This window comes from Pseudoalteromonas sp. SR45-6, assembly GCF_014163545.1.
Classification (GTDB): Bacteria; Pseudomonadota; Gammaproteobacteria; order Enterobacterales; family Alteromonadaceae; genus Pseudoalteromonas; species Pseudoalteromonas rhizosphaerae.
In genome coordinates, this window is record NZ_JACJDM010000053.1 from 1 (window position 1) to 21,299 (window position 21,299).

Annotated in this window: 15 protein-coding genes; 2 read left to right on the forward strand and 13 right to left on the reverse strand. The window is 36.9% G+C overall.

Annotated elements, in window-relative coordinates:
• Positions 1-107 precede the first annotated feature (107 nt).
• The 11 genes from H5158_RS18220 to H5158_RS18270 all read right to left on the reverse strand — a co-directional run bounded on the left by H5158_RS18220 (position 108) and on the right by H5158_RS18270 (position 17,436).
• A complete protein-coding gene (locus tag H5158_RS18220) occupies positions 108-1,412 on the reverse strand; it encodes a hypothetical protein (RefSeq protein WP_182740572.1) in 1,305 nt (434 codons plus the stop codon).
• 149 nt (positions 1,413-1,561) lie between these two features.
• On the reverse strand, positions 1,562-4,639 hold the full coding sequence (locus H5158_RS18225) for a type I restriction endonuclease subunit R (protein ID WP_182740573.1): 3,078 nt from the start codon (positions 4,637-4,639) through the stop codon (positions 1,562-1,564).
• 2 nt (positions 4,640-4,641) lie between these two features.
• Positions 4,642-6,696, reverse strand: coding sequence for a DUF262 domain-containing protein (locus H5158_RS18230; RefSeq protein ID WP_182740574.1), 2,055 nt, complete (start codon positions 6,694-6,696; stop codon positions 4,642-4,644).
• Complete coding sequence (locus H5158_RS18235; protein WP_182740575.1) at positions 6,689-8,263, reverse strand: DUF262 domain-containing protein; 1,575 nt, start codon at positions 8,261-8,263, stop codon at positions 6,689-6,691. The genes H5158_RS18230 and H5158_RS18235 overlap by 8 nt, the downstream gene beginning before the upstream one ends.
• Before the next feature lie 162 nt (positions 8,264-8,425).
• Positions 8,426-8,968: an RlfB protein gene (locus tag H5158_RS18240; protein WP_182740576.1), complete on the reverse strand. Its 543-nt coding sequence runs from the start codon at positions 8,966-8,968 to the stop codon at positions 8,426-8,428.
• Complete coding sequence (locus H5158_RS18245) at positions 8,968-9,672, reverse strand: DUF3800 domain-containing protein (protein ID WP_182740577.1); 705 nt, start codon at positions 9,670-9,672, stop codon at positions 8,968-8,970. Before H5158_RS18245 ends, H5158_RS18240 begins: the two co-directional genes overlap by 1 nt.
• Positions 9,673-9,674: 2 nt before the next feature.
• Positions 9,675-11,003 (reverse strand): restriction endonuclease subunit S, encoded by a 1,329-nt coding sequence (locus H5158_RS18250; RefSeq protein WP_220491356.1) that lies wholly within the window; start codon positions 11,001-11,003, stop codon positions 9,675-9,677.
• A 2-nt stretch (positions 11,004-11,005) separates the two neighbouring features.
• On the reverse strand, positions 11,006-13,468 hold the full coding sequence (locus H5158_RS18255) for a class I SAM-dependent DNA methyltransferase (RefSeq protein ID WP_182740578.1): 2,463 nt from the start codon (positions 13,466-13,468) through the stop codon (positions 11,006-11,008).
• Positions 13,469-13,508: 40 nt separating this feature from the next.
• Entirely contained in the window at positions 13,509-14,375 is an 867-nt protein-coding gene (locus H5158_RS18260) for a YafY family protein (RefSeq protein WP_182740579.1), read from the reverse strand.
• Positions 14,376-14,497: 122 nt separating this feature from the next.
• Entirely contained in the window at positions 14,498-17,014 is a 2,517-nt protein-coding gene (locus tag H5158_RS18265) for a hypothetical protein (RefSeq protein ID WP_182740580.1), read from the reverse strand.
• Between the two features lie 248 nt (positions 17,015-17,262).
• The gene (locus tag H5158_RS18270; RefSeq protein WP_182740581.1) at positions 17,263-17,436 is read right to left on the reverse strand and encodes a hypothetical protein; all 174 of its coding nucleotides are present in this window, start codon (positions 17,434-17,436) and stop codon (positions 17,263-17,265) included.
• 634 nt (positions 17,437-18,070) lie between these two features.
• Here H5158_RS18270 and H5158_RS18275 point away from each other — a divergent pair.
• Positions 18,071-18,715 carry a hypothetical protein gene (locus H5158_RS18275; RefSeq protein ID WP_259398863.1) on the forward strand — a complete coding sequence of 215 codons (645 nt, stop codon included), beginning with the start codon at positions 18,071-18,073 and terminating at the stop codon, positions 18,713-18,715.
• On the forward strand, positions 18,715-19,446 hold the full coding sequence (locus H5158_RS18280) for a M48 family metallopeptidase (RefSeq protein WP_182740582.1): 732 nt from the start codon (positions 18,715-18,717) through the stop codon (positions 19,444-19,446). The genes H5158_RS18275 and H5158_RS18280 overlap by 1 nt, the downstream gene beginning before the upstream one ends.
• Positions 19,447-19,563: 117 nt before the next feature.
• On the opposite strand, the gene H5158_RS18285 is transcribed toward H5158_RS18280, so the two are convergent.
• Together H5158_RS18285 and yegQ are read right to left on the reverse strand one after the other, a co-directional pair.
• On the reverse strand, positions 19,564-19,809 hold the full coding sequence (locus H5158_RS18285; RefSeq protein ID WP_182740583.1) for a YfhL family 4Fe-4S dicluster ferredoxin: 246 nt from the start codon (positions 19,807-19,809) through the stop codon (positions 19,564-19,566).
• A 10-nt stretch (positions 19,810-19,819) separates the two neighbouring features.
• Positions 19,820-21,199: a tRNA 5-hydroxyuridine modification protein YegQ gene (gene yegQ / locus H5158_RS18290; protein ID WP_182740584.1), complete on the reverse strand. Its 1,380-nt coding sequence runs from the start codon at positions 21,197-21,199 to the stop codon at positions 19,820-19,822.
• Positions 21,200-21,299 lie beyond the last annotated feature (100 nt).

Consider the following 21,299-nt stretch of genomic DNA (forward strand, 5'->3'; position numbering starts at 1 on the left):
CGTTGGTCAGGAAAGTCACGAGATTGGTCAATGATAAACGAAGTAAATTTGAATCCTGAGAAAAAAGAAGAAATGCGGGCGGCATAAAATTTAACTTGAGGCGACAACTAACTTGAAAAACTCCGCTTTGCATCTTGTAAAGAATGATTTTTTAGAGCCTCATTTAATTTATTCGTTATAAAGTTTAAATCTCCTATTAATAACGATATTGTAGATTGAGTCTGTTTTATGACTTCATTGAGCATCAATTCGCGTCTTTTAAATTGATCAAGCTCATTTGCACCTGTCAAATGCTTTATGCCTTTATATGCACCAACACCTATTAATACAGCTATACCAATTCCAGTAGCCATGCTAGAAAACCCCAAAGCTCCTCCAAGGCCAAGAGTAGCTAAACCAGAAGTTAAACCTGCTGCAGACATACCAATAACAGAGCCAGATAAGTAAACAGCTGCCAATGGAACCCCTACGGCCCCTGCCTTAGCTGATAATTCTTTCATACCCTTAGTTAGTGCAGCATCTGTGAAATCAGTTTTAAGCATATTAAAATCTAGTTTTATTGCATCGACGGCTAAATCTATTTCTTCATCGCTAACAGCAAAAAGCTTTTTATTATTGTTTAAAAAATCGAAGTTTTCGTACTTTCCATTATTAACACTCATGTAAGTACTAATAAGATCTTTAACCAATGAAATCCTAATAGATTTTATATGGCTAGGGGATGCCTCTTCATCTATAACGTTAAGTAACTGAGCAACAGATAAATGTGTATCAGTATTAGAAATATAGCCCCTAACTTCAAAACGAGACTCTGTTGTTAATTCTAAACGAGTCATTAAAAGCAATATTTCAGCAAACTCTTGATCGTCAACAACACCATCATCAGAAAAAGCCATGTTAATAACTATTTTTAAATAAGCTATTTTAAGTCTTTCAGACATCTCACTGAGAGTAATTAGCTGATCTTCTTCTTCAAAACTATCTGTATTTTTTATTGCATCATTTAATATATTTGCTAATAGCTCATAGTTACAACTCAATAAACCGGTTAAATTAACACTTGAATTATCGGCTTTTACAAATTTTATACTTTCTGTGATTTTTTCTTTACCATTACTTTTTTGTTCAACATCTTTTATGTACTCAACGGCCTTCAAGTCTGAAAATTTTATATAATACGGATCTTCAAACATATCCTTTATGGCTATTTTCTCACCAGTAATTGCAAAACCATCTTTCGCACTACCAAAGGCCGTATTATCAAAAATAGCGACGATTGAATTAATAACATCAACTAACCCCATCGATTTAGCCGCATTATTCAGCTTTTTTTCTGGAATATTTGGAGCTGTAAAGATATTTGAACTCACAGAGCCAATATTCTCTTTTATGTACATATTTATATTTTGCATATTAAATCCCTAGTTATGCGTTTTTTAAAATTTATATCGAGTAAGTTTTTTGAACTTGTTATCTCCGAGCTGATTCTCTTTAAGATAATCTAAGAGTTCTTTTTGTTCTCACTGTCTTATCCCTTATAAAAAATGATTTAGCAAATTCATCACAACCCAACTGTGTGCTGCATACTCTGCATCCAAGAGACTTTAAAAGCGGGGTCATTTGCAAATAGTTTGTAAAGTTCTAACTCATCTTTACGCCTTGCCAGCATTACCTCTTTCACCATTTTTTCGAATGCTAATTCACGGTTATGTGGATCAGGATTGTTTTGATATTTAGCTTCAAAGTCTGGATGCTGTTTTATACTTTGTGCAATATTTATGAATTTAACTTTCTGTTCTTCTGGCGTTGCACTCCAGCCTTGGAACCACTTTTCATTAAAGTTTTTTATGATGTCGTCTAGCGGGTCTCGATCCTCTTCACCACCATACGAACCACGAGGGTTAGGGTTCTGTGGTGCTAACTCAGTTTCATCATCGTCAAGTCCAATACCATAATTCAACTTAACGCGCTGAAGGCCATAAGAACTCAAATCTACTGACTCTAATAATTCATCAAGCGCTGCTGTGTCAGGGTCTTTAACAATAAGCTTTGGTATTAAAAATTTTAGAAACCAAAATAGCTTTTCCCATGCAACAATTTCGTATGGCATGATTGAAGCCATCTGCCCATATATTTTCACGAACTGTTTCGCTTTTACTTTGAAATCAACTTTATCTTCGTTTTCAAGCTCTAATTCATAGTTAAAACGGTTGGCAGCGGTATCAATAATTGGACTAAGTGTCTGTGCATCTTCGTCATTGAAGTAACGTTTAATAAAATCTTCAACCTCATACCATTCGTATACACCAACATCATCCATCGAGTCTTTCAACTCATGTAATACATTAATGTCAGTGGCTTCTGACAATGTTGTTGAGGTATAGAAAGGATCAAATGATATTTTAATATCATCAACATTGTTAAAAAAATCTAAAACAAACAAGTCTTCTGTTTTTTTGCCAAGCTTAGGCGCAGAGCGATTCAGACGAGACAGTGATTGAACACAAAGAACACTCGCTAATTTTTTATCCACGTACATTGCGCAAAGTTTTGGCTGGTCAAAACCCGTAAGGTATTTGTTTGCAACAATTAATAAGCGATATTCGTCTTGATTTATATGCTTTGGAATTGGATCGCTTGGGGCTTTACGCTTAAAATTAACATCGAAATAATCTTTAGTGTCCCCCTCAGGAAAGCCATTCATATCAGATTCGGTATATTCAATACCATCAACTTCTTTAGTTCCAGAAAATGCAATAACGGCTTTAAACGGATTACCTTGCAGCTCTAGTAGCCTAGTTATGGCTTTGTAATAACGAATAGCTGTTTCAATATTTTGAGTCACAACCATTCCTTTCGCTTTACCCTTTAGCTTTTTACTATTTACCACTTGTGGTATGAAATGCTCAAGCATGATCTCAGCTTTAGTATTGATCGTTTGCTGACTTGTCTCTACGTATGCACGTAAACGTTTCTGTGCTTTTTTAGTATCGAAATCAGGGTTATCTTGAATCGACTTCTCAATCTCGTAATAGCTTTTGTACGTAGTGTAATTAGCAATAACATCAAGAATAAAGCCTTCTTCAATGGCTTGTTTCATTGAATATAAATGAAATGGCTTAAAACTACCGTCTTCTTGTTTTTGACCAAACTTTTCTAATGTGCTGTTTTTAGGCGTTGCAGTAAAGGCTAAATATGAAGCATTGCCTCGCATCTTACGTGAGCGCATAGCTTGTAGTACTTTATCTTGCGCATCTTCAGCTTCTTCTACTTCAGTTTTACCCATCGCTCTGTTCATATTGTCATGGGCAGAGCCTGACTGAGAGCTATGTGCTTCATCAATAATTACTGCAAAACGTTTATCACTTAAATCACTAATGCCATCAATAATGAATGGGAACTTTTGAATAGTGGTAATGATTATTTTCTTGCCATTTTCTAAGGCAGATTTAAGCTCAGATGATTTAAATGCAGGAGCAACAATGTTTTTAACTTCAGAAAATTCTTTAATGTTATCTCTAAGCTGTTTATCAAGTAATCGTCTATCAGTAACTACAATCACTGAATCAAATAACGGTTGTTCAACACCTTTACTACCTTGAATGTCTGCACTCGCAGGGTAAGTTTCAATTAATTGATAAGCTGCCCACGTAATAGAGTTTGATTTACCTGAACCCGCTGAGTGCTGAATTAAATACGTATGACCAACACCGTTAGTTGAAGCATGGTCTATTAAGCGGCGAACGACATCCATCTGGTGGTAACGAGGAAAGAACAAGGTTCGTTTTTTCAAATCATCTTTACTACTACCATCTAAACGAACAAAGTGCTGGATGATGTTAGCAAGACTAGCTTTAGTAAAGACCTCTTCCCATAAGTAACTAGTTTTGTGGCCATGCTTATTGGGAGGATTACCCTGACCGTGATTGTTACCTTTGTTAAACGGTAAAAAGAAGGTGCTTTTACCTGCAAGCTTGGTGGTCATATATACTTCATCAGTATCAACTGCCATATGCACTAAACAGCGCCCAAACTGCAATAACGACTGCGAGGTATCTCTATCATTACGGTACTGTTTTTGACCATGATAACGAGCATTTTGGCCGGTCCATGCATTTTTAAGCTCTAATGTTATCAACGGAATACCGTTAATAAACAACACCATATCAATTTCTTGTAACGGGTTCGTTTTTGAATACCTTAATTGACGAGTTGAGCTAAATATATTGGCATTAAAGTTTTGTTTAACAGAATCACTACTACTAGCTAATGGTGATGGATACATCAGATTTAAATGCGCATCTTCAACACTTAAGCCTTTTTTAAGTAAATGCAAAATGCCATGTTTTTTAATAAGCTTGTCAAAGCGCTCAAGTACTTTACGCTCCCAATCTTTCGGGCTATTTTTCTTAAGTTTCTCTAATTCTTGCTCTTGAGTGTTTTGTAAAAATTTCCAGAAAAACTTGGTATCTATGGCGTAGTGCATATCAAAATCAGAAGGATACCCTAGCTGATACATCGCTTTGTTATAATCAGGTGCAGCTTCCTGCACTCCTGCTTTTAAATCTTCTAAACACGTACCAGTTAAGTGTTTTTCAATTGCAGCTTCTAAAGCTTGCTCGTTTGTTTGGCTAACCATAATTATTCCTTGTTACCATAATGCGTTGCTAACGCACTTAACATTTCTTTTTGGTGCTGTTTTATTTCAGCTTCCCGCCAATCGTTTTGTTCTTTTAATAATTTGAACATGGCTTTTAACTTTAAAGAGTCGTATTGTGGTTTGGCTTCAAAGTCGACCAATTTCTTCTTAACCGCTTGATTACTGTATGACGAGTTTTCACCAGGACTTAATAAAACTAAATTACCAAATGCATCTAAGAAGTCTCGTTCCAACATGTTTTGATGCTCTTCATGTTGTGGATATACGTGCTCGACAGAGTTTTTAGCCGTTATGCGATATTTTTTAAACTGCTCTAGCTGCCTATCCGTCTCTTGTTTCCACAAAACATATTCTAATTTTTGAAACCAATAATGTTCAAAACTAGTACCTCTCGCTTGGGCAAAGTAATCAACATTTACCTGCCAAGAACTTACTGCTGGTTGGTGTTGTTTTGCTTGTTTGAAGCTGGCTGTTTTTTGAGTTTCAGATTCATCAGCCATTGATAAATCATTATCAATTTTTTCAAGCAGCGCTATAGCTTGCGCATCTTCAGTAATATTATCTTTTATCAAGCTAGCAATAAATGGCGTGAGCCAATACTGAGCACTGCGTTCACCGGTAAAGTTTCGTACGCTTTGCAGCATTACTAGTTCGTTTAACTCTTTCTGGGTACGATTAATGTACCACTTGCCACTTGATTCACTTCGTGTCACATAGGTTAAACGTAATTGTTCATCATCACTATCATCACGCTCAACCCATTTAACCACCCAACGGTCAAACTGATAACGCACTTGCCACAACGTTTTTATAAATTCTTTAACTTCTTCTTCACTTGCTTTAGTAAGTGGCTCGAATGTTTCTAGCAACTTGTCTGCATGAACACGAGGGATAACATCATCAGTGCCATCACCTAACTCAACAGCACGGTTAGCTAAATAAATGCGATAGGCGTGAATAAGTAACAATGGAAAACTAATAATTGGTCGGCAATAAACTGTTTCTTTTTCTAAGTCATAGGTGCCAGAGTCCTGCTCGTTGTCATTATCCGAGCTTGCACTAGCATCATTGTTTTTATCTGTATCCGCTGCACTTGCATTTAATTGCTCTGCTAACTGCAAAATGGTTAAGCCCTGCTTATGCGCAGTGCTACCAGCGTTTTTTACAAATAACGCTTCATCAAAACAAGCTAAATGTTCTGATTTAATGCCATTCCACGGTGCTTTAGGAAAAACTTTACGTACATTGCGCTCAAAATAATTTTCCATGTGCTCGCACGCCAACCACATAGCATCGAATAAAGGCTTATCGGTAGTAACCTGTTTGAGCAGTTTTGATTTTAAAATATCAGCCTGTTCAAGCTGTATACCAGCGGTATTCATGGTGGCGAATAAGCGGTTTAAATCCATTTGCTTAGGTACAATATTATTCACCCATTGCACATGATTAAAAATGTAATCACCTAATAAAATACGGTCTTCGTATTTAAGGGCTTTAACTTGTTGCTCTAATACCTGTAATGCAGCATATATGCGTTTTAAATATGGGTTATCACCAATGGCTTCTAGCCCAGGAAATACATAATCATCTAACCCCGCCAAACTACCTAACAAGTGTTGAACTTGATCACGAATAGTAAATTGCAGTCGCGGCTGTTTGTTAAAAGCGGCTATATCGGCAATGGCTGAATCAACTTTTGCCATTTTAAACGCAAGCGCAATAAGCATTAACGTGGTGGTGCGTTGCTGCCCGTCAATTAGCTCATAAATACCATTACCTTCTTCCTCTTGCTCAATTGAGGTAAGTACTGTACCAATAAAGTAATTAGGCTCATCTGCTACACGTGCATCGTTAATATCTTTAAATAGCTTTAACACGGCTTCATCTGGCCAAACATAAGGGCGCTGGTAACTTGGAATACTAAATTGGTATTCATTGGTTTGAATGTAATTTAGCGTGAGCACTTGTGTTTCAACATGATGCTGTATCACCTGATTATCTTTTGTATTAGCTTCATCTGTATATACATTACCCATGTTGCTCTCCATTATTTTTGCGCATACTTAGCTGATTTACAGGCACAGTTTCAGTGCCTAAAGAAAGAATGTAAGCGTCCAACTGTACGGTATAAGTGTTAGCAAGTGTTTGGGCTGATTCGGTTTCAATAACCTCTATTCCAAAATGCTTTAATACATTAAATATAAAGCGTTTTTTAACGCTATTTTTATCTACCGCTAAGTTGGCAGGATCAGTTTTAAAACTAAAACGATCTAAATAGTCAAAACACATGTTTGGAGTGTAGCTGGCTGCAATCCAGTCAAGTACGGGGTTATCGCGAACAAATGCTGATATAGAGTTTTCTCTCACCGCTTTTTGATTACTTACTCGAGGTGAGTAAATAACGCGAAACAGCTTTTTCGCGGCAATGTCTAATTGTTGTTCGCCAAATTGACTAATGTAAATAAGCAATGCAGTATCGTATAACCCTTTTACATAGCTACAACCGTCAAGTTCGCAAATCAGGTTTTGATAAAAGTGAGAAAAGCGTGCAAGGGTATTTTCTCCTTGATTTCCCCCTTGAACGGAAGTTTTTGCAATTACATTTTTATTTTTAACCTTGTTGTTTTTAACTTTATTATTTTTAAATGGGTCGATTAAATATTTACTTCTTAGTTGTTCAAAATAGCTTAAATAATGAATGGTATTAATACCGCTATTTAATGGCTGTCTTAGCTCATAACCTTGTTGTGCTTGTTTATCTATTTGACCACCATCAGGCAAATACGCACGTTCAAAGCGACCAAACGCTATGTCATCACCTTTACCTGTACTTTCACCAAGTTCATTGACTACAGCGCTTCTCACTAAATGAGGTTGGCGATGAGAAGGTACATTACGGTTATACAGCTTTTGCCAGTAGCGCCCTTTAACTAGTGAGCCAACAACCGGGTTTAAATCACCCAACGCTTCCCATTTAGCAGCAAACTCATTTTGGTTTTGGCGTGCAATGGCTCTAAGGTGATGCGCTTTAATAATATCGGGGCCACTTAGCCTTACTCCACCAGTATTTTGGGTTTCAAAAAAACGATAGGCATCATCTTCTGAGCGTGTAACAACTAGTGTTAAATTAATTTTATTAGCATCAAATGTGACTATTTGGCTAGCATTGCTTTGTAGCCACTCCTGTAACCAAGTCAGGTTTTTGATGATTTGTTGTTGCGATTCTGGTGAGTCGTAGCTTAGGTTAAGTTCAAATACATCTTGTTCGCTAGGTTGATTACCCAAACTTTGCACATAGGCAATCAATGCTAACGTGGTTAAGCGTTGCTGGCCGTCAATAATATTTAACTGACCATTATCAGCTGACTGATGCAAAATAACACTGCCGAGGTAATAACCATAAGCAGCGTCACTTTGCGTTAAATCATTTAAAAAAAGCTGATAATCACTTAACAGTTTTGTTATTTGCACTTCGCCCCAACGATAAGGGCGCTGATATTCAGGTATGGCTAATTCGCCATGAATTTCAGTTTCATTAGCACTAACAATACTCTCTTTACTGAATAACTGCGCTAAGGTACAACTTGCGACTATTACTGACACGTAACATCCTTATTTTTCAATTAAATAGAATCTTATACATATAAGTTTAAATTTATATGTTGACAACCAATGGTTAATTACAGGAGAATGCACCCGCTCACCTACCATTGCGTAGAAAGAGGTGACCGTATCGCCCGGTCCATAATTGGCGACCATTCTTTTTTAAAACCACTCACAATTCAATAACTCAGGTTTATTTCCCTGAGTATATTCTATGTACCATTTTTGATAAGAGCTTCTCTTGTATGTCTCTGTAATATAAAAGCTAGTGACTAAGAAAGAGTCCGCATTTCCCAGCTTTTGAACAATTACAACAAAGTCATACTGATGTGCCCAAAAATATAACCTTACATGCTTTTTACCTTTTGTTTCTTTTCGATAAAAAAGCTTAATGCATGGATCTGAATGATTTACTAGCATGGGTTTTATCCACGAAATTCTTGCAGCTCTATCAGGATCAAATGGTCTTGTTTTAATTTTTACCATTTGCTTGCCTTGCTTTACTGTTTTCAACTTTTCCCTAGTTGTAATATGCCAAAATACTTCTTCTTTCCCATCACGTATACCTTGACCTTTAGGATCAACATAAATTTGATTATTAATATAAGTATCAACAGTAATAAAATCTCGCTCAAAAAATGGGTAAAGATGATCAAAAACATCCGGCTCATTATGCCCAGTCAAATCTAATGGAGCATTTAGCATTAAACGCTCCTTGGCATAAATCTGAAAATATTAAACTTAGCTTCCCACGGTGGGGTATTAATATTTAATGGATAGCCGAGCCTTTGCTGCAAGTAATCAACTATTTTTTGTTTAATTTCACTACTGTGTTCTATATCCGTTCTATTTTGATAAGACACAGCACCAATCAATAAATCACAAATTTGAATCAATTGTGCCTCATATGATTGAATTACAAACGCATCTACATCTAAATGCCAGTTGGTTGAGTTTTGTAATACGCGGCAAAGTTCAGCTACTTTTTCGCCACCTAAGGTATCCATATAATCTAAATAGATTCGGTATTGACCATTTACCTCAAGAAAATCTCTTAAGGTGTAATAAAACATTTTGTAATAAAAATTATTGTGAGAACCGGCATTGTACTGGTCATGATTAAGTTTGTTTTTTTGTTGAACAACGGTTGTTTTAAACCTAAGTTCATCGGTATCAATAACAAGATCAATCAATGCTTTGTAAAACGGCCACTGCTTAGTAACCAGTTTCGTCCACTTCAGTTCATTATGATAATTGTGCTCATGGCGTAACCACTTAATGTGTTTGTTTAACTGTATGGCTTTTTCAGCAGTACAATGAAGCGCACCTAACACCATAATGTCGGCGCCATCATGCTGTAGATGGCAGCTTTCATCACAGAAAATTTTGTATACTTGCTTTTCAGTCATAATCACCTATCCGCCATCAGCTCTGGCACTTTAATTTTTCCAGTCACAGCACTATTAATGAGCGTGGTTTTGTATTCTTTGAGCTTTTCGATTTGTTGAACTTGTATATCTATTGCATCTTCAATTTTTCTCGTTTTATTTTCGAGGTAATTAAAAATTAATTCCTGTTCATCTAATGATGGTAAAAGTACGGGAAGGTTTTTTAATAACTCTTGGCTTAGTGAAGCTCTGATTACAAGGTTCATTTCTTTTACAAAATATTCACGCATCATGGCAGCGTTAAAGTAGTACTTTGAAAAGCCTTTAAATAACCTTTTAGCAGGTCTAAAACGAATTAAGAAACCGGCAAAGGTAGAGTCTTCAATTGTCTTCATGCAGATAGAAGCGAAACCAATTTCTTCAGCAGTTTCTGATGTCCTTGTGAATAAAATATCGTTCTCAAGGATTGAATATTGTTTCCTATCGTTCGTACTGGATTTTGCCAACCCACTTACTTTAGAAGGTAACTCTCTATTCTTATATACATCACCATAGCTAACAAAAGGAAAACCTGAACCAAAATACTCAGCACCTGCACTGATACCATTTTGAGTAGTACCTAAATATCTCACTTTAGATATCTCCCAATGTTCAGGTATTTCGCCAATCCAATCGACACCTGAATCTACTTTTGGTGTATCTGGGTTTATGCCTTGAGTAACGGTTTTTTGGATGATAATTTGCTTACGCACTTTTAACAGTCCAATTTGTTTTTCTTTGGTAGCAACTGCTTCATCAATCTGCGCTGTTTTTTTATCGAGGAAGTTAGCTATGGCGGTTTGTTCAGTTAGTGGTGGAACAAACGTTTTAAACCCTAAAAAAGATTCCTTAGGTATTGTATTCCTTAAACCACGATATAGAGGTCTTAATCTCTTTTTACTATCTAAGTTTAAGTAAAAGTAATATAAAAAGTTTTTATCAAAGTCAGGCTTAGGTTCAAATACTGTGTAAGCACCGGTAATCATGCCATCAAATGCAGAAAGTCCTACAGTTCTCGGTGTTTCTTCTACGTCAAAAAGGCAAAAAACAAAATCACCTTTTTTTACTTCTTGGTAAGTATCAAATTCAGCAGGAAATTTCCCCTCTGGGTTTTCCATATCACGCTTAATAATGCCTTTTAACGTTAAAGATAAAAGGTCATATTCGCTAGAATGTTTACCTACTTGTTTTTTCTTCAACTTAAAGATATGTTTGTTTGCCAGTAAGTCCCAATGATTAGGGGCCTCACCAAGCCAATCTACCCCAGAATCTTTATATACCTCATATTTAGGCATTGCAGCTAACTCTGCCATAGTTACTCTCCTTGCACCTTAGCTAATTCAACACCTAGAATGTCCGCTATCAAACCTTCTGCCTTTTGCTCAAGGTTGATGATGTCAGTTGCTACTTCATCCATTGAACGCAATGGTTTGTGTTGATAGAAATATTTATTAAAGCTAATTTCGTAACCTATTTTAGTGCTATCGAGGTTTATCCACGCTTCAGAAATATGAGGTTGCACTTCATCAAGGTAATATTGGTGGATTTCAGAGTTATCTCTATCACTACCTTCGTTATAAGTTAGCGGTATAGATTCCGCATCACGTAAATCAGAATTTGACTCATAAGTGGTGAACTCTAACTTTTTACCATCGACTTCATAATAGCCAAAATCAGCTAAATCAGTTTGTTCACAGCCTAAGTGATGTAATAATTCATCAAGTTTGTCTTGTTTGAACTTCACCACTTTTTTGATGACTTTTTCCGCATTTTCGTCGTACCAGCTCATGGCATTAACCACAGTGGTGTAAAAGGCTTTGCGTTTATTAGATTTAATTTCTGCCAACACATCAGCTGAAACGTCTTTAAAGTGAGCTTCAACATCGGCTTTAAACAAGTTGTAATCGTTATATTCTGTGGTGATAGTTTCAGCGAGCTTGTTTGCAAGTTCAACCAGTAACTTACCGTTTTGCCAAGTCTCGGTTGATAACAGCTTAGCTTTTGCCTTGGCGTTTAAGTTAATGTCGTAATCTTCACACCATGCAACAATTTCTTTTTCAATCGCTTTATCGTTAGCGGTAAAGAAGTCAGCTTGATGAACCTTCTCGCCATATTCCACAAAAAGGTATTCCATTGGTTCACGAAGGGTTTTATCAAAGCGTAGCGGTGCAATCAATTCGTCTTTAAACTGAGCACTTCGCCTGTCTGGGCGTTCAATATTTACTTTGTAGTAACCAAAATCATCATTATTAAATACCTTAGCGGCAATGCCCGTTGGATTGTTTTCTTCCGTTAACTTGCGCTCAACGCTCGCTGCATCAAGATACGTTTGGGTAATTTCACTGATATGTTCTGGCGAGAACTCACAGTTTTTATTACCTAAGTTTTTACGGAGCTTTTTAAATAGTAAGCTCGCATCAATAAGCTGTACCTTGCCTTGACGATTTTGCGGTTTGTTATTGTTGAGTAGCCAAATATAAGTGGTGATACCTGTGTTGTAGAACAAGTTATTAGGCAGTTGCACAATCGCATCAAGCATATCGTTTTCGATAATGTACCGGCGAATATTACTTTCGCCTGAGCCGGCATCACCAGTAAATAAACTAGAGCCGTTATGCACAGAAGCAATACGAGAGCCTAATGGACTGGTAGCTGTTGATTTCATCTTGCTGACCATTTCCATTAGAAACAGTAATTGGCCATCTGATGAACGTGGTGTGGCATCAACAAAGCCTTCTTTCGGTAAGTTACCCCAGTAATCTTTCAGTACTACTTGAAAGCGTGAGTCGATAACGTCTGAGCCTTCTTTAATATGCTTTTGCTCACTTGCCCAGCTTTTACCGTATGGTGGGTTAGATAAACAAAAATCAAACCGTTGGCCGGAAAATTCATCAGTAGAAAGGGTTGAACCTACTTTAATGTTTTTAGGGTCATTACCTTTGATCATCATGTCTGACTTACAAATAGCGTAGGTTTCGTCGTTAATCTCTTTACCGTATAAATTAATATCGCGGGTGGTATTTTCTACTGGGTATTTTTCATTAATAAAGTTTTGTGTTTCGGTAAGCATACCTCCACTACCACAGGCTGGATCGTACACAGTCAATGTTAATGGTAAGTCTGACTTTATTGGGTCAAACACCAAGTGGGTCATTAACTCAATTACTTCACGTGGAGTAAAGTGTTCACCGGCTTCTTCGTTGTTATCTTCATTAAATTTACGGATCAATTCTTCAAACACATAACCCATGCCTAAGTTGCTTAATGCTGGTAGTTTATTACCTTCTGGATCTTCAATTTCATCTGGCGTTAAGTTGATATAAGGAGACACAAATTTCTCTAGTACATCAAGTAGTACATCTTTACCTGCCATATGTTGAAATTGAGATTTAAGGTTAAAGCATTCGATAATTTCTTTAACGTTGGCGCTGAAACCGTTTAGGTATTCTTCAATATTTGCCAGAATAATTTGGCGGTTATTGGTCGCGGTATTTTTAATACTGGTTAATGTCCATTTCGAGGTGTTGTAAAACACATAACCTGCAGCATCAATTAACGGCGCATCATCAAGCTCTGTTGCTTCCATTTCCTCAACTTGGAACTTAACTTCATCAAGTACCGCTTGTTTAGTGGGCTCAAGTAAGGTATCTAAACGGCGTAACACCACCATAGGTAAAATTACGTCACGGTATTTACCACGCACGTATACATCACGCAGACAATCGTCAGCAATTGACCAGATAAAAGAGATAAGTTTGTTATGTGCGCTATGATCCATTGGTATTCCTATTCAAACGATAGTTACGTTTAATTAAATTTTATTTATAACCTGGTGCAATTAACATATTCACCGAGCTATCTAATTTTTTGATATTACTAAGCCACAAGTGGTATTCATTGGCATTTAAAGAAGCAGCTTCAGAGCAATCTACACTCCACTGGCGCATTAAATAACCTAACAAAGCTTCTCGTACCTTCAGCTGTAAAATGCCATTACTCATTGAGTAATCAAGCTCAATTGCTTTTTTGTGTTTTACAGATGGGTGTGGGACTAATTCAATATTAATAATATTTTGCCAAGCACAATCGTTATTTGCTTTAGATTTTAGCGGGATTTGTTTTTGTATCTCTTGCGCGTTTTGTATTCTTGTACACACAAAATCTCTAAATTCACCGCTATCTACATCATAAGCTCTTACATGCCAACGCAAGCCATTATTTACGATTGCGTGGGGGACAATTTCACGTTGTGAATCACCTGATGACAAAGATATATAATGGCACATTACGGTTTTTTTATTGTTGATTGAACGCATGAGTGTGGCAATTGTATTCGTATTAGGGTGGCTAATACGCGCTGCGTAAAAGCAGGTGCTTGAGGAGCTGATACCGTTAGATAGCCCATCCCCAAAACCCTGACTTAAGCTTGTTAAAACAGCTTCTGAGTTGTGGATAAAAATAGGGTTAAACTCGGCTGTGCGGTGATACTGTTTAGTTTTGTGTTCGAGTACTAGATTACTTGGTGCAAGCTCTTTGTAGAGCGATAAATCTCTAGAGCTAGATGCTAGCCCAATACCAAAGTGGCTGATGAGATCTGCACGCGATATTTGCCCTGCAAATTGCAAGCAAAAGTCAATAAACGCTAAACGCTCACGTTGCGCGTAATTCAGCTTATCTAAATCCATTTAGTACAAAATCAACTTTAGCTATTAACATGACGAAGATATTACTAGATGGGGGTAATAGGTGCAATCATTTTGATAACACCTATCTGTGTGCTAGAGCTAATCGCTTCAGTATAAAGGAGTTATTCGAGAAACACTCCATAAAAGTGCTCTTCTAATGGCTCAATGCGGCTTTCAAACCAACTTAAAAGCTTTTTAATAGCCTGCTGATTTTTAGTAAACAAATCTATGTTATGGTAGTTCACATTAAATTGCCCATCTTTATAGAATAAGCTTTGCTCTTCATCAAATAGTGTATTCGATATGCCATTTCCATTGATTATCCACCCTTCTGGTGGGGTATCATCTTCATTAAGGTCCTCAAGGAAAAACTCGTTTGTTATTGAGCAAAGCGTAATGCCAAAAAACACTAAAATTTCGTATGTGCTCAAGTTGCAATGAGAAAAAGTTAATGGCTTTAAATTTAAGGTAAAAAATAAAGCCTGCCTCATATCATCATATTGCTCTTTCGAAGCAACACTTCCGAAAACAGAAATTTCATCACTATCAATAACAACTTGGCAAACATCGTCATCTTCACTTTGGTAGTTTATTTCTAGCGTGTCATCCAATCTAACAATTTCTATTGTATTACTTTCGTAGCTAATGGTTTGAATTAATTGATCTACATGATTTTTAATTCCCAACACTCTTAATTCTTTAATACTGTCTGCTAATTGATAATGAAGAACTTCAATAATTTTAAAAAAGTCTTTGGCTAATTTTTTGCTCTTTCTTAATTCGTAAACGTGGGTAATAACGTCACCCTTCAATAAAAAAACTAATTGAAGAAGGTTGTTTTCATCAAAAATTAAAGCTTTATTTTTGTAAGCCTTATATTTATATGGCGTTCCTAAAACATTTTCATCAGGAATAATTCCATTACCGTTTTTATTTAAAAAACTATCATTAACGTGATTGTCTTTATGTCGAATGCTATGCTCTGAGTACTCATCAGAATAGCTATTCCAGGGGATGTTTTGCATCATAAATTCGTATGCTTCAGGGCTATTACCTGGCGCTTGAATTTTAACGTCATGCTTTCTTGCTGATAGCTGCCTTACTAAGCAGCCAGCTTTGAGTTTACTGTTATATGAGCAAATTACTTGTTTAGTCTGTAATGTGTCAAAGTAATCATCTACGATCCTTTCGTATACTTTAATTCGTTGATCTTCTGATTCATCAATTAGTTTCCACCCTTGCTTTGGTTTTAGAACTTTTCCGTTAGAAATAGTAGGAGTAAGGTGTACATTTCCGGTTTGACTGTGCATGAGATCTGGAAATGCATCAATGTGTTTGCAAATAAATTTAAGTTCTCTATTTCGTTGTTCTTTACTTGCAAATATTTGAGCAAATCTATTTCTATTATCCACAACGTGTGAGCCATCTAGGTCATGACTGATTAATTTTTCTACCCCCCATTTAGAGTACTGATACCATAGCTCACCGTCTAACTCAGAAAATACAAAGTTACAATCTGTAGAAAATTTATTTGCTGTTGGGTCTTTCCAATATAAACTGCTGCTCGAAAACTCTTGTAATTGGCTAAGATCAAACCACTCTGGCGTGATTTTGTTATCGTAAGCTTGAATTAACGCTACGCAAATTTCATCTATTACCTCAGGGGAAACATCTCTATTCAGTTCATATTCAATATCAAACTGAAGTGAAGGTGCTGATTGTTCAAAAATAGAGTCTAACTGAAGGCAGATGATACATTTAAGTAATTTAGAATATATTAACAGTGTCTGTTCTCTTTCATCGAACATGGCATAAGCCGGACTATCGTCGTTATATATTTTTATATCTGTTTGGCCGTGTATTTCCAAAACCTCGGTAGCATCTTCAGATGTAGCGCTGTAATTATTGAACTTAATAAGCTCAAGTAACTGTTCTCTATATTGAGCTGCATTTACTAATCGCTCCTCACCATCTTTACCTTTGCTCTCAAAATCCGCTAACTGATTATCCGTAAAAGCAGCTACAGCTAGTAAATTTTCAGAGCGAGAAAACAGCCCCCAAATTTCAACTTCACCAGCTTCAAGCTCATCATTGTAATAGCCATCTGCTAAGCAATTTCCTCCCAATCGCTGGCCCCAACGCTCTATTTCTGAAGTTTGACTTGCAGGTGACCAAAAGTAATCCCCTAGGTCCAAGTCTTTCTTTGCTTCGTTTGTATTTTCTAAAAATAACTTACGGTCAATATTTCTAAACCAATCTTCAGCAAGTTTTAATAAGCCTTGAAAATGGGAGTGTTCAATAGAGCGCATGTTTTTTAGCGCTTTCGTATGCAAACCACCCTTAGTTTTCTTTTTACTAATCTCAACGAGCTCACAGATAAGCTTTGTAATTTTATATAGGTCTTTTTCTAGTTGCTCATTAGGTTTAAAACGATGTAATAGCTCTCCATTAGCCAACAATGCTTTTGCCCAATCTGGTAAATGATCTTTACTTATCTGAGATAGCACAGCAAAAGAGTCAGTTGTTTTGATATATTTAACAGCTTTAGAGATGATTAAGTCACGAAAATCACTTGGTAACTTTTTTAATTTAGTTGCAACATAGCTTTCTATTGCTTCAGGGTAGATGTAATTTGGCATGAAAAACTGCTTCCTTGTTATGTAGTAATACGGCATTTATCTCATAATCTCGTACGTTTTACATCTATATTTCATGAATTTATTGATAGGTGTTTCCGTTTAAGCAGGGTATGAGCACTCGTAAACTCTTGATCCATCATAAGGCCAATATAAGGTTGGTTTAAAAATCGATACCTATAAGGTTCCCTAAAAATATAATAGGTACTCTTGTGTAGGGATTTGACTAATGGATGAGCTTAATGCTTGATCTAATTATTAACTATAATCACCCTGAGCTTTTTAAAGTCTGGGTATTTAATTTCCATTGAGTGAGCAAGAGCATTAAAATGTTCTGAATCTGTAGCATTCAAAATTTCTTTTTTTTCATAATCTAAAAAGTGCACAAAGTGTCCTAATTCAAACGCGGTGCTAATAACGCCCATCGCTACCTCCTTTATGGAAATCTGTAATTAACACCTCAGTGCTCGCGAGTATGTGTTTGAACATTACATGATCAGCAATATCTCTTGGGGTATATACCGAATCAAAGCGCGTCATAATACACTTTGTAACTCTTAAGCCTGAATTTTTAGTTATTTTGGTGTTTGTTACAGCAATTAAGTGAACATTTTGAGTATCATGTTTTAAAAGTGCGATTTTATTGCCCGATTTTACTAAATCAAAAATGCCAAGCTTTTCTAATAGAATTAGCTTTTCATTATTTGAAATACTGAAGTAGTGAGCCGAATTAACCTATTTTAAGTTAAGGTTATAGCCACTATTAACTGTGCTGCTAATAGGCTCATTTAAAGCTAATACAGTTTCAAAAATATCATCATAAGGGTTCATAGTAAGAGCCTAATTTAAGACTACGTTTACTGCAACAGACTTTAAGATATCATAATATGAGTTTTGCCATTATGAAAAATAACTACACTAAAAAAGCGCACAGATTAACTCGGAACACTTTGCGTTTAGAACAAATAAACAAGGGGTTATACAAATTTAAATAACAGATATTTGAGCATAATTTTCATGGCACGTTTATTACTTTGGCAATATTTTTCATAATTAATAATGCCGACAATCATTTTAGTGCAAAACAAACTCAGAGCGATAAACCAGGCAAAATTTGATTCGCTTGATATGTATATTCGTGCTGATGACAGCGAAATACTCATGGATTTTGAGGAACTTGGCTTAATAGGTTTAGTGGTAAATAATAACGGCGCAGGACTTGATTCATTACCTGAAGGCATTAGAAATAATGAAGAATCGATGGCGGAAGCGATTGAAAATAACGTTAGAAAAACCATTGTTGATGAAAATCCTGTAAACCCTAAGTACTTTGAAAGCATGGCTACATTACTTGACGCTATTATTGCGCAGCGCAGAGAGCAAGCTATAAGCTACCAAGACTACCTAGAACAAATTAAAGCTTTAGCTAAAAAAGTTGTGAACCCTACAGGCAATAATGCCCATAACTACCCTGCTTCAGTAGATAGCCCTGCCAAACAGGCTATTTACGATAATTTTGGCAATGATGAAGTACTTACAAGTAAAATTGATACCGCAGTGCGCTACACAAAAAAAGCTGAGTGGCTTGGCGATAGGTTTAAAGAGCGTGAGATTGTTAATGCAATTAGGCAAGAGACAGCAAGTTATGAAGTCGATATCAATGAAGTTATGGAGCTTGTAAAAGCCCAAAAGGAATATCATTAGTGAATAAGGCTAATACTGAGGTAATACAAGTTGGCGGTATTGATATTGAAATTAACCGACGAGACATTAAGAACATCCATTTAAGCGTTTTACCGCCCAATGGCAAAGTTAGATTATCGGTACCTAATAAAACAAGTGAGCAATCCATTCGGCTTGCTATTGTTAACAAACTTGCTTGGTTAAAAAAACAACAAGTTGACTTTGCAAAGCAAGAACGACAGTCAATCCGTGAAATGGTCAATGGTGAGTGTCATTATCTTTGGGGAAAAAAATACCGACTAGCAATAAAAAAGCCTGAGGGTAAATTTACCGTTACCGCGAAAGGTAGCGGTCAGTTAGAGCTAAAAGTGAATGAGAATACATCACCCGATAATTGCCTCAAGTTATTAAACCGTTTTTATCGTGATGAAATGCAACGATCAATTGAAAAGTTACTGCCTTCATGGCAAAAAAAGCTTGGCGTAAAAGCGGATTCACTTAATATCAAAAAAATGAAAACCAAATGGGGCAGCTGTAATATTCAAGCAAAGCGGGTTTGGCTCAACCTTGAACTTGCTAAAAAGCCAGCTGAATGTTTAGAGTATATTTTAGTACATGAGCTAATCCACTTACTTGAACGACACCACAATGAACGTTTTAAAGCATTGATGGATAAGCATATGCATAACTGGCGCGAGCGCCGAGACTTACTAAACAGCTTGCCTTTAGCTTACGAGGATTGGCAATACTGATAAACATAAGAGAGTTATTTTGAAGCTTGAAATAACCACATTTCATAAAAACTAAAAACGAGAGACATTGCCTCTCGTTTTAAAATCACGCTCGTTGAATAACAAAAAAATACTAAACTAACCCATCAACCTCACATACTTCTCCGCCAGTTCATCTATACTTTCACTATGATTCGGATCGGGCTTTATACAATCAATGGGGCATACACTCACGCAGGTGGGTTTGTCGTAATGGCCTACGCATTCGGTGCACTTTGCAGGGTCGATTTGGTAGATTTTAGCGCCCATATAAATGGCTTCGTTAGGGCACTCTGGATCGCACATGTCGCAGTTAATGCATTTGCTGTTTATTAGTAATGCCATGATTTACCCGTTAAACAGCTTGTTTGAAAGGATTGCGGGTGTCTTGGTTTTCATCTAGGTTGCGCATAAGTATGGCGTGTTCTAAATCGATATTGTCGGGCAGTGGAATTTTTACTATATGCCCTGAGCCTTTGGCATCGGTAATTGCCTCGCCTTTTTTGTTTTCCATACATTCAAGCACAAAACTAATATTACCTTTAGGAGTCATCAGCTCTAACGAATGACCCACACAGAATTTGTTTTTAACATCAATCTCTACCAAGCCATTGCTATTTCGCCCTAATACTTCGCCGACAAATTGCTGCTTGGTAGAAACTGAATGGCCGTATTCGTAGTTTTGATAATCTTGATGGGCGTGGCGCTTTAAAAAGCCTTCGGTGTAACCGCGATGGGCTAGGTTTTCTAATGTTTTAAATAAATCAGCGTCGAATGGTTTTCCTGCTGCGGCATCGTCGATTGCTTTACGATAAACCTGTGCTGTACGCGCAACATAATAAAACGATTTAGTGCGGCCTTCTATTTTTAAGCTATGCACGCCCATTTTTGTAAGCTGCTCTACGTATTGCACGGCGCGTAAATCTTTTGAGTTCATGATATAAGTGCCGTGTTCGTCTTCAAACGCTGGCATGTATTCACCCGGGCGGCCTTGCTCTTCAAGCATAACAATATCATTACTTGATGCGCCGTCGCCAAGAGTAGGAATAACCTGCTGAGGATCAAATTTATGCACCATTTCACCGGTTTCGTTTTCAACGCCCGGTTTTACATCGTATTCCCAGCGACATGCATTGGTACAGGTGCCTTGGTTTGGATCGCGTTTGTTTATATAGCCTGATAACAAACAACGGCCAGAATACGCCATACATAATGCGCCATGTACAAATACCTCTAGCTCGGTTGCTGGGCAAAGCGTGCGAATTTCACTTATTTCTTCAAGTGATAGCTCGCGGGATAAAATCACCCGCTCTATGCCTTGTTTAGCCCAAAACTGTACACTGGCATAATTTACAGCGTTTGCTTGTACTGATAAATGAATAGCCATATCAGGCCATTTTTCACGCACTAACATGATTAAACCCGGATCTGACATGATCAGCGCATCTGGCCCCATCGCAATTACTGGTTCAATGTCGCGTAAATACGATTTCACTTTGGCATTGTGCGGGGCAATGTTTGATACCACATAAAACTTTTTATTCAGCGCATGCGCTTCATCAATGCCTATTTTTAACGTTTCCAGATCAAATTCATTATTACGTACTCGCAAGCTATAACGAGGTTGTCCGGCATACACCGCATCAGCCCCATAAGCAAAGGCATAACGCATGTTCTTTAAACTGCCAGCGGGTGAAAGTAACTCTGGGGTAAACGAGGTAATAATTGACGACATGCGCGCTCCATACATAAAACTGGGATCAAGCCAGTGGCATGAAAATAACCTGAAAATCAGATCAAGTAATAAAGCGCGGCAGTATATGGTACGTTAAATT